Below are 9,707 nucleotides of genomic sequence, written 5' to 3' on the forward strand. Positions count from 1 at the left end.
GTGGGCGGTGTAGCGTCTGTCTGTTTGGGGGCAGTCCCATCGCCGGCCACGCGCCCCCACGGCAGATACGGTCGATGCCCACGCGCAGGCCCCGAGTAATCCAGTCAACACCATTGCCAAACTCGATTTCTTCATGGGGGAAAGGGGGGCTCTTGGCTGTGGAGGGTAAATTGGCATTGCCCCCTTTTCCCGGGTCGTCAGGGGTGATCTCTCCTCACCGCCCTGCTGCACATCAACCGGCTGGTGTCTCACCTACATTGACCCAGAGGATGCGGCGCTCCCAATCGGGCGGCCTGACGGACAACCGACCCGCCTTGGTGGCTGGAGTTATGGTCGACTCACTGAGAGTGACCAGTGCGTTTCGTCCTGGCGACTGAGGTACAGGCGCAGGTAGTCGAGGCTGCTGGTGTTAACGAACCCGTGGCGTCCATCACGGCACTGTATTGGCCGCGACGCGCGGCCAGGTTGCATCTGGCACGTAGCAACAGGGCCTGTTGCGCCGCTTCCACGTTGGCGTCCTGTCCCGCCCATGTTTTCATGGCCGGTTGCTGAAGGGCGCGGCCATACGAGAATGACAGGGCCCAGGGCACGCGCGACTTGAATCCCGCATTCATGGTACTCAACCGGGACGAGGCCAGCTCGGCGGATTGACCGCCAGACAGGAACATGATCCCGGGAACGGCAGCAGGCACGGCGCGCAGGAAACAGCTTACCGTGGCCTCGGCCACCGCCTCCGCGGTTTCCTGCCGGGGGCAGTTCAATCCCGGGAGCACCATGTTGGGCTTCAGAAGCATCGCCTCCAGCATCACGCCCTGGGTGTAGAGCTGGTCGAAGACGGAATGCAGGACCTGCTCCGTCACCGCGAAGCATTGCGCCATGGTGTGTTCGCCGTCCATGAGGACCTCCGGTTCGACGATGGGAACCAGTCCGGCCTCCTGGCACAGCGCGGCGTAACGGGCCAGCGCTTGCGCGTTGGCCTCGATGCACGCCCGGCTGGGAATGCCATCGCCGATGACGATCACGGCGCGCCATTTGGCAAAGCGAAGGCCGATTTGTGCGTATTCCGTCAGGCGGTCACGCAACCCGTCCAGGCCTTCGGTAACTTTCTCGCAGAGGTGGCCGGCCATGGCCTTTGCCCCGGCGTCCACTTTCACCCCGGGAATGATGTCCGCGTCGATCACGGCCTGAACGAAGGGGATGCCTTCACTGGTCGACTGGCGGATCGTTTCGTCGTAAAGGATCGCGCCGCTGATGCATTCGCCGAGGCCCGGGGTCGTCACGATCATCTCGCGGTAGGAGCGGTGGGCCTCAGCGGTCTGGGGAATGCCCAACTTGGCGAAGCGCTTGTTGCAGGTCGGGTTGCTTTCATCCATCGCCAGTATGCCCTTGTCGTCGGCAACCAGTGCCTTGGCGGTGGCGATCAGCGCGTGACTATTCATGCAGGGATGCTCCATTTCCAGTCGCGAATCTCCGGCATGTCCTGGCCATGCTGGTCGATGTACTGCTTGTGCTCCATCAGCTTGTCCTTGAGCTGTCGCTTCAGATAGACGCCCCGGTGGCCGGTCTGCGGCAGGCGATTGATGGCCTCCATCACCAGGTGGAAGCGGTCCAGATCGTTCAGCACGGTCATATCGAAGGGGGTGGTGATGGTGCCTTCCTCTTTGTAGCCGCGGACATGGAAGTTGTCATGGTTGGTGCGGCGATAGACCAGCCGATGGATCAACCAGGGGTAGCCGTGGAAGGCGAAGATCACCGGCTTGTCCTTGGTGAAGGTCTCGTCGAAAGCCATGTCGCTCAAGCCGTGCGGGTGCTCGCTTTGCGGTTGCAGCTTCATCAGGTCGACCACGTTGACCACCCGAATCTTGAGCTCGGGCAATTGTTCGCGCAGGATGGAGACGGCGGCCAGGGTCTCCAGCGTGGGGACGTCGCCACAGCAGGCCATGACCAGATCGGGGGCCACGGCTTGGTCGTTGCTGGCCCACTGCCAGATACCGACGCCTTCGGTGCAGTGCTTGACGGCCGCGTCCATGGTAAGCCATTGCGGCGCCTGATACTTGCCGGCGATGACGACATTGACGTAGTGCCGGCTGCGCAGGCAGTGGTCCCAGACCGACAGCAGACAGTTGGCATCCGGTGGCAGGTAAACCCGCACGACGGAGGCCTTCTTGTTGACCACGTGGTCGATGAAGCCGGGGTCTTGATGGGTAAAGCCGTTGTGCATCTGCTGCCAGACGTGGGAGGCCAGCAGATAATTCAGGGACGCGATCTTGCGCCGCCAGGGCAGCGTTGCCGTGATCTTGAGCCACTTGGCGTGCTGATTGAACATCGAGTCGATGATGTGAATGAAGGCTTCATAGGAGTTGAACAGCCCGTGCCGCCCGGTGAGCAGGTAGCCTTCAAGCCAGCCTTCGCACTGATGCTCGCTGAGCATTTCCATCACCCGGCCATCGTGGGCGAGGAATTCATCGTTGTCCTGCGTGCGTGCGTCCCACTGCCGGTTGGTGACCTCGAACACGGCGCTCAGGCGGTTGGACAGGGTCTCGTCGGGGCCGAAGATTCGGAAATTGCGTTGCGCGCGATTGAGCTTGGCTACATCGCGCAGGAATACGCCAAGCTCGTGCGTGTCAGCCGCCGTCACGGCCCCGGGTGTCGGCACAGTCACCGCGTAGTCCCGGAAGTCTGGCATGATCAGATCGCGCAGCAGTATGCCGCCGTTGGCGTGAGGATTGGCCCCCATGCGGCGTTCGCCGGTGGGCGCCAGCTCGGCCAGTTCTGGTTGCAGACGGCCTTGGGCGTCGAACAGTTCCTCGGGGCGGTAACTCTTCAGCCAGTCTTCCAATAGCTTGAGGTGTTTGGGATGGTCGACATCCACCGCAATGGGCACCTGGTGTGCGCGGAAGGTGCCTTCGATTTGCACGCCATCGACCCATTTCGGGCCAGTCCAGCCTTTCGGCGATTTGAGCACGATCATGGGCCAGCGGGGGCGCTTGAGGTCCGCGTTGACGCGTGCGTTGTGCTGAATGTCCCTGATCTGCTCTATGGCCCGGTCGAGTGTCGAGGCCATGGCCTCATGCATCAGTGCCGGATCATCCCCTTCGACGAAATAGGGGGTCCAGCCGCAGCCGCGCAGAAACTGCTCTAACTCTTCCGGCTCGATGCGGGCAAACACGGTCGGATTGGCAATCTTGTAGCCGTTGAGATGCAGAATGGGCAACACCGCGCCGTCGGTGACCGCATCGAGGAACTTGTTGGAATGCCAGGCGGTGGCCAGGGGGCCGGTTTCCGCCTCGCCGTCGCCGACCACACAGGCGACGATCAGCTCGGGATTGTCGAACACCGCCCCGAAGGAATGGCTAAGCGAATAGCCCAGCTCGCCGCCCTCGTGGATGGAGCCCGGGCACTCCGGCGAGGCGTGGCTGGGAATGCCGCCGGGAAACGAGAACTGCTTGAAGAGCCTCTGCAACCCCGCCTCGTCCTGGCCGATGTTGGGATAGACCTCGCTATAGGTGCCCTCAAGATAGGTGTTGGCCACGACCGTCGGGCCCCCGTGTCCGGGACCGGAGACGTAGATCATGTCGAGGTCGTATTGCTTGATGACCCGGTTCAGGTGGACATAAATGAAGTTCTGGCCGGGGGTGGTGCCCCAGTGCCCCAGCAGCATGTGCTTCACGTCGGCCAGGGCCAGCGGCCGCCTCAGCAGCGGATTGTCAAAGAGATAGATCTGGCCGACCGAGAGATAGTTGGCGGCGCGCCAGTAGGCGTTGAGCTTGTGCAGTAGGTCAGGTGTGAGCGTAGCCATGGCTTGTGTTTCCTGGGTTGAGTGCAGACGGATGGCCTGGACAACGGCCCTGGCGATGCGCGACGGGATGGCCGAGGCGAAACGCCGGGCCGAGCACTGGGAAGGCGCTCCGCGCGCCCTCTGCGACGCCAAGATCGCTCGCCTGCGCGACGACCTCAAGGGCTAGGGCGCGGACGAGGTGATCGCGCAATCGCAGCACGCCCGAGAAGGATCGGCGGGTCATGTCAAAGCGGGGGTTGAGCAGGGCATCGCGAGTCTGTCGGCGATCGGTCAGCTTTGGTAAGCCGGATGCCACTCAGCAAAGCCGTTATCGGTGAGCTGTAAGATCAATGCCAGCATGGGGTGACACCCAGCGGGGCCTCATCATAGGCACCCGCAGGGCGATATCGACCCCGGCGTGCTGGTCCGGCGTACGACGAGCGCTTCTCGATCAGGCTTGGCGGGTCGCTCCCGCTGAGCCGTCAAATGATCGGCTGCCCAAACACCTTCCACCCGAGTAGCACGAACAGGATGAAGAGCAGCACTGAGTTCACCGCCGGTCCGTACTGGCCGATGCCACCGCCACCGAAGTTCCAGACCAGACTGAACACGAACCAGAGCAGCATGAGAACCCAATACATCAGTCCCATAGACATAGCGATCACCTTTGGCTGTAATGTTGGCTGACTTTTCCGCCCGCGAGGTCTCGGGGCGGTTTCCGCGATGCGCGATACCCGCGCGGGGCGTTGAGCAGGCCCTGGTGCAGCGCTTATCGCTGGCGGCTAGCCGAGCGTGGCTTGCCGGATAAGACGCTGCGACCGTAGAGGTTGTATGGCTGTTGCTCTAACGCAACGACAGGCTATACCGAGTCGGGAGCCGGGTATGGGCGCTAGCGTACATAGCGAGGTGCTTCAGTGCGGCCTGCCGCTTGCCATGGCGCTCCCGTGGTCAAATGGTCTCCCGCTTGTGCAACAGCACCGGCCGGGCCAGCGACAGGGCGCAGGCCTGCGCGGCTTGGCGGATTGCCTCCCCCTGTGTGGGGTAGGCGTGGATCACGCGGGCGAGGCGGCGCAGGCCCAGCCCGGCCACCATCGCCAGCGAGACGGTCGTGCCATGCTTGCGTCCGCCCTCCAGGCGGACGGCGACGACGGTGGCGTTCAGCATGAGTCCCCGCTGCTAACTGCCGCCGAACAGGCTGCGCAGTTTACTCAACTGATGTTCGAATATTCCACGCTTGTGAAGATCTGCGGGTTTCTCATCAGGACCAAGGGGCAAGATATGTTGAAAATAGGTCCCACTCAGAATGTGGCGTAGAATGCCTTCGCCCAAGAACGCTTCGTCGTTATTTAATGTGCGCGTGGCACGGAGCAGGCGACGAATATCGTACTGACCGGGAAATATATCGGGCACCTGCTTCTTGATGCCAAGCAGACTGTACACCCCGATACGGGCCGTTCTGACCGAACTCTCTAAGGTGAATACCACGTCATTATGGGTTTCCACAAACTGACCCAGACAGGCGAGGTTGGCGCTACCATCAGGCACCACCCATGGCCGATCGCCTTTAGCGCGCGGCATGAATTGGCCTGTGATGTAAGGCATCAATGCGATGCGCACCTTGGTCGCGGCAATGACTTCTGCGGCCTGATCGATCAAGCCAAGGTGGAAGCACATCTCAGTCAGTATTTCCTTTCCGGTGCATTCCGGCATGGGTTTTCTGACGTAATCTCCTGGCTTGTCCATGGTTAGCGCATATAACCACATCACAATCACATCACCGGGCTGATCCGGGAAGTGTGGCTGGCGATTGACAGTAAAACTCATCAACCAACTTGAATCAGTAAAGGTAATAATGCCGCCACTGACCGTTTTGCCCGAGTAAGGATCATTGACTGACAACGCTTTGAGCTTTTCAATCAGCGGTGAGGGCTTACAAGTCAGCGTCGCCGATTCCCATGTCGAGGCCGGTACATTGCCGCAGAATTTCTCCGGCCGTCCGAAGACCGGCGATTTCCGGGCAAGGTTTTTCCACAGTTGCCACCCCGAGTCAACACTCGGATGATGGTCTCCCACTTTCAGTTCCGGAACCGTGTCGCCGTCACCATAGGCGGTCCCCTCAACCATTGAGCCGGTAGTGACGAAAGCTTCATCTCCAGCACTGAGTGCCAGTTCTGGAATGCGAACATGGTGCGCCAGAACATATAGAAATTGGTCTTAAGGAAGCCTTCACTGAACCACGTCGCCACTGTGATATCGTCCAAGTCTTCCTTGCGCGCCAGTAGCAGCTTTAACAGTTCGATCTGCTGTAGCGCGGTCAACTCCATGGTCGAGAAGTCCTTGATCCGGCCCTGTCGCTCCAGGAGTCGCGCTTTTGACCAATTCTTGTCTGCGTCATTGACGATCCGGTATTCGTCAAGCACTGTAAACGGCGCGGGCAGTTCCAACGCCGGTATTTCCGAGAAGACATCCCAGAAGTTTTGATAGGTCATCTCCATCTCGCGGCCACCGCGAACGATATAGCCTTCCTCGGCATTGCCCGCCCCATCAAGCGCGCCCCCATCGAGCATCATCGCTTCAAGAATGGTAATGTTCCCAGCCGGCATATGACCGTCACGGATCAGAAAGAAGGCGGCGGATAGACCGGCGATCCCACTGCCGACAATATAGGCATGGCGGTCAGCGATGCCTGCGGTTGGCAGCGGGCGATGATTGGTATAGGCGCCGTGTAAGTCAGCGGGAGGGAGCGGCGTGTCGAGGCCGTTATGGAGATGCCGGGACGAGGCGTCAGGCGATAAATCCATCGCCTGTGCGGCCATTGCATCAATATGGGTCGTTAGGCGAGAGACATCGATCTTGGGAGAATCAGGGCGAGTCATGTAGGTGTCCTTCGTGGCTATTTTTTGTGGCCGTCGTGCGCCAGGGCGTGGGAGACCATCTGCGCGGCGTCCTCGGCCAGCCATCCGCCGCGGAAGCCGGCGCGGCGCAGGCCCGTGCGGATCGGTGCCGAGCCGCGCAGCAGGCGCCACAGCAGGCCGGAGCGAAAGTTCTCGATCATCAGCACGATCAGGCCCTGGTCGAGTCCGAAGTGACCTTCAGAGACCCAGGCCCCGCGTACGGTGTCGTTGAAGCCGCTGGCGCGCGCGGCGCGGTCGCCGGTCGCGGACCCGCGTGCGAGCAGCCGCCGGATGGCCGGCAGCGCGATCTCGGGGGCAAAGACCAGCGACGCCAGCACCGACGGGCCGGCGAGCGTGCCGTCGTCGGGGCCGTAGGGCACGCCGCGCGCGGCATAGCCGTAGAACGACTGGCGGCGCCCGGCGATGCGTTGCCGCGGGGCGCTGGGCCCGTCGCCGGCCGACAGGCCCCAGCCGTCCTCCCCGTAGCCGACGAAGCCGCGCGGGTTGCGGATGGCATACTCGCGCTGCACGTAGGTGGCGCGGCGGCTGTTCTCGAAGTAGTCGCAGCGCTTCTCGCGCATGAAGTCGTCGCGGATGCCGCGAAAGTCGATCCAGGCGTGCGAGAACTGGTGGATGAACAGCGGCCCGGCAAAGAGGACGTCGATGCCGTAGAGGTTCTCCCACTGGTAGGTGCCGGTCCAGGCCGGAAAACTGGCCGCGGTCAGCGGATGGGTCGGCGAGCCCAGGCCCAGCGCGTACAAGATGAGGGCCTCGCTGTAGCCCTCCCAGCCGTAGTTGAGAAAGCCGCTCTCTGGCTTCCAGCCGAGGACGACGGCGGCACCCTTGCGCTGCGCCCAGCACCAGTCCACGCGGCGGTAGAGCGTGTCGGCCAGCTCACGCAACTCGGTCTCGTCCGCGGTGGCGGCGGTGAAATAGGCCGCCGCCGTGAGCATGCCGGCCAAGAGCAGCGCGGTGTCGATCAGCGACAGCTCGCAACGCCAGGCCCGCGTGCCGCGGTCCAGGTGCAGGAAGTGGAAGTAGAGGCCGCGGTACCCGGTCGATTCCGGCGTGCCGCTCTGGTCGCTATCGCGGAAGAAACGCAGCGCGGTCAGGCTGCGTTGCAGGGCCTGCGCGCGCGTCATCCAGCCGCGCTCGACGCCCACCGGGTAGGCCGAGAGGGCAAAGCCGACGACCGCGATGCTCGCGTGTGAGCCCGGCCGCGAGGTATCGGCCACCAGGCCGTTGTCGCGGTTGGTGTGCTGGACAAAATAGTCGAATGCAGCGCGCTGCAAGCCGTCCAGCATGGCCTCGTCGGCCGGCGACAGGGGCTCGGCTGGCGCTGCGGGAGGCAAGGCCGTCGTTTGCCTCACGGTCGCATTCCCGCTGGCGTTGCCGGCAACGCCAGCACGGCATCGGCCTGCGCCAGGATGCGCTGCATCATGCCAGCGCCCCTCGGCCATGCCGGTCCAGTTGTTGCCGGGCCGCGGCGAGTCCATGGGCCACATCGAAGCCGAAGTGCAGTGGATGCAATGCCTGTTTGGCGTTCATTCGTCATCGCCCCCTGTTGATTTTGCTCGCGTGACGCCGGGCGTGCGACGCCTGCCGGGATTGGCGATCGATCCGGCACGCTGCACTCTGTCGACTCGCAACCTGCGCGTCTGTGCGCTGCCGTGCGTAGCGCCGAGGATCGCTTTGTGAAGCGGGCGTGGTATGCCCTACCAACCGCAGCCGGACGCGGCGAATGAACCGTCCGGCGGAGTGGCGTGCCGTTACGCTTGACGTATTACGCAGCGCGTTATGGCATCTGCCGCATGATTCGCTCGTTTCGCTGCAAAGATACCGAGAGACTGTTCGGCGGTCGCTGCCCGCCCTGTTTTCGTGCCTTTCAAGCGGCGGCTGAACGCAAGCTGACGCAATTGCACAACGCCGCCACCTTGGACTTCTTGCGTAGCCCGCCGGGCAACTGCCTGGAAGTCCTGAGCGGCGACCGGGTCGGCTGCTACGGTATTCGAATCAACGCACAATGGCGACTGTGTTTCGCGTGGCACGAAGGCGATGCACATGAGGTCGAAATCGTCGATGACCACTGAGGAGGCTAACCCATGTCAATCGTGAATGGCATGCGTCCGGTCCATCCGGGCGAAATCCTGCGCGAAGATTTCTTGGTACCGTTGAATCTGAGCGTCAACGCGCTGGCGCAGTGCCTGCGCGTACCTGCTACCCGTCTGCATGAGATCGTCAAGGAGCGGCGGGCCGTGACGCCGGATACGGCGTTGCGTCTCTCATACTACTTTGGTGGCGATGCGCAATCTTGGCTGAACCTCCAGGCCAGCTATGACCTGAAGGTGGCCGAGCGGGATCTCGGGGCGGTGATCGCCAGCGAGGTCAGTCCGCGCGCAGCCTAGCGGTGATGCCGAAGGTACCGAGAAGCAGCACGTTTTCCGGGCGGGCTACATCCCGAAACAGGGCGCAGACCACGGCTTCATGATTTCATTCGGATAAATCGGAGTCTTTCCCCGTTTGCCTGCTGGTTGCCTGCCATACGCCTGCTGCAATGTATTCGGCCCTGGCTCCTTTTCCCATGGAACCGGCATGCTGCACTATGTCGCCTTGCAACTTGCCTGGCTGTGCGCTACCGTGCGCAGCGCCGAGGATCGCTTTGTGAAGCCGCTACTTTCCGGTGGGCACAACCAGAAATCGTCCTGATCGCCATCAGGCGCAACTCGGGGCTTGATCCGTAGCATCGGCTGAGGGGGTCTGTTCGGCGGGGCACGGTCGCCTATTCGTGGTACGCCCTCTATTTTATTTTTTCTTGTCTGGTTATGTGGGGACCTTGACGGCAAAAATGGCTTGCCTTCAAGGTTGAAGAAAACTGTGGTCTGTCACTGAGGCATCCGGCTCTCTGGGATCTCAGTAGGTCGCATAGTTTCTCAAAAACAGCAGGATAGAGCGGTTACACAAAAAGAAAACGGCTCTATGGCAACGTCTGAAAATAGCGTAAGCCTCTGATATAAAGGTTCGGCAGAGCAGTAATC

The 9,707-nt window shown here is 62.0% G+C and carries 9 protein-coding genes and 1 pseudogene; 3 read left to right on the plus strand and 7 right to left on the minus strand.

The features are described from left to right. Positions 1–434 precede the first annotated feature (434 nt). Both QZX93_RS09220 and QZX93_RS09225 read right to left on the minus strand, forming a co-directional pair. Positions 435–1,439: pseudogene (locus QZX93_RS09220) on the minus strand (class I fructose-bisphosphate aldolase); the annotation flags it as partial. Then, entirely contained in the window at positions 1,436–3,799 is a 2,364-nt protein-coding gene (locus tag QZX93_RS09225) for a phosphoketolase (protein ID WP_295385803.1), read from the minus strand. The gene QZX93_RS09225 and the pseudogene QZX93_RS09220, both read right to left, overlap by 4 nt. A gap of 31 nt (positions 3,800–3,830) precedes the next feature. Between QZX93_RS09225 and QZX93_RS09230 the strand changes: the two genes are divergently transcribed. Next, positions 3,831–3,965, plus strand: a complete 135-nt coding sequence (locus tag QZX93_RS09230) for a hypothetical protein (protein WP_295385801.1) — start codon at positions 3,831–3,833, stop codon at positions 3,963–3,965. A 295-nt stretch (positions 3,966–4,260) separates the two neighbouring features. On the opposite strand, the gene QZX93_RS09235 is transcribed toward QZX93_RS09230, so the two are convergent. From QZX93_RS09235 to QZX93_RS09255, 5 genes are all read right to left on the minus strand, one after another. Next, positions 4,261–4,434, minus strand: a complete 174-nt coding sequence (locus QZX93_RS09235; protein ID WP_295385798.1) for a hypothetical protein — start codon at positions 4,432–4,434, stop codon at positions 4,261–4,263. Positions 4,435–4,726: 292 nt separating this feature from the next. Beyond that, the gene (locus tag QZX93_RS09240; protein ID WP_295385795.1) at positions 4,727–4,942 is read right to left on the minus strand and encodes a hypothetical protein; all 216 of its coding nucleotides are present in this window, start codon (positions 4,940–4,942) and stop codon (positions 4,727–4,729) included. Between the two features lie 12 nt (positions 4,943–4,954). Then, positions 4,955–5,902, minus strand: coding sequence for an oleate hydratase (locus tag QZX93_RS09245; protein WP_295385792.1), 948 nt, complete (start codon positions 5,900–5,902; stop codon positions 4,955–4,957). Continuing rightward, positions 5,854–6,654 carry an oleate hydratase gene (locus QZX93_RS09250; protein WP_295385789.1) on the minus strand — a complete coding sequence of 267 codons (801 nt, stop codon included), beginning with the start codon at positions 6,652–6,654 and terminating at the stop codon, positions 5,854–5,856. Before QZX93_RS09250 ends, QZX93_RS09245 begins: the two co-directional genes overlap by 49 nt. Before the next feature lie 17 nt (positions 6,655–6,671). After that, positions 6,672–7,976: a glucoamylase family protein gene (locus QZX93_RS09255; RefSeq protein ID WP_295385785.1), complete on the minus strand. Its 1,305-nt coding sequence runs from the start codon at positions 7,974–7,976 to the stop codon at positions 6,672–6,674. Between the two features lie 507 nt (positions 7,977–8,483). On the opposite strand from QZX93_RS09255, the gene QZX93_RS09260 reads away from it, so the two are divergent. Beyond that, positions 8,484–8,762, plus strand: coding sequence for a type II toxin-antitoxin system RelE/ParE family toxin (locus QZX93_RS09260; RefSeq protein ID WP_295385782.1), 279 nt, complete (start codon positions 8,484–8,486; stop codon positions 8,760–8,762). Between the two features lie 12 nt (positions 8,763–8,774). Further along, positions 8,775–9,077, plus strand: a complete 303-nt coding sequence (locus QZX93_RS09265) for a HigA family addiction module antitoxin (protein WP_295385778.1) — start codon at positions 8,775–8,777, stop codon at positions 9,075–9,077. Positions 9,078–9,707: the final 630 nt, after the last annotated feature.

This window comes from uncultured Thiodictyon sp., assembly GCF_903946935.1.
In the GTDB taxonomy this organism is placed as follows: domain Bacteria; phylum Pseudomonadota; class Gammaproteobacteria; order Chromatiales; family Chromatiaceae; genus Thiodictyon.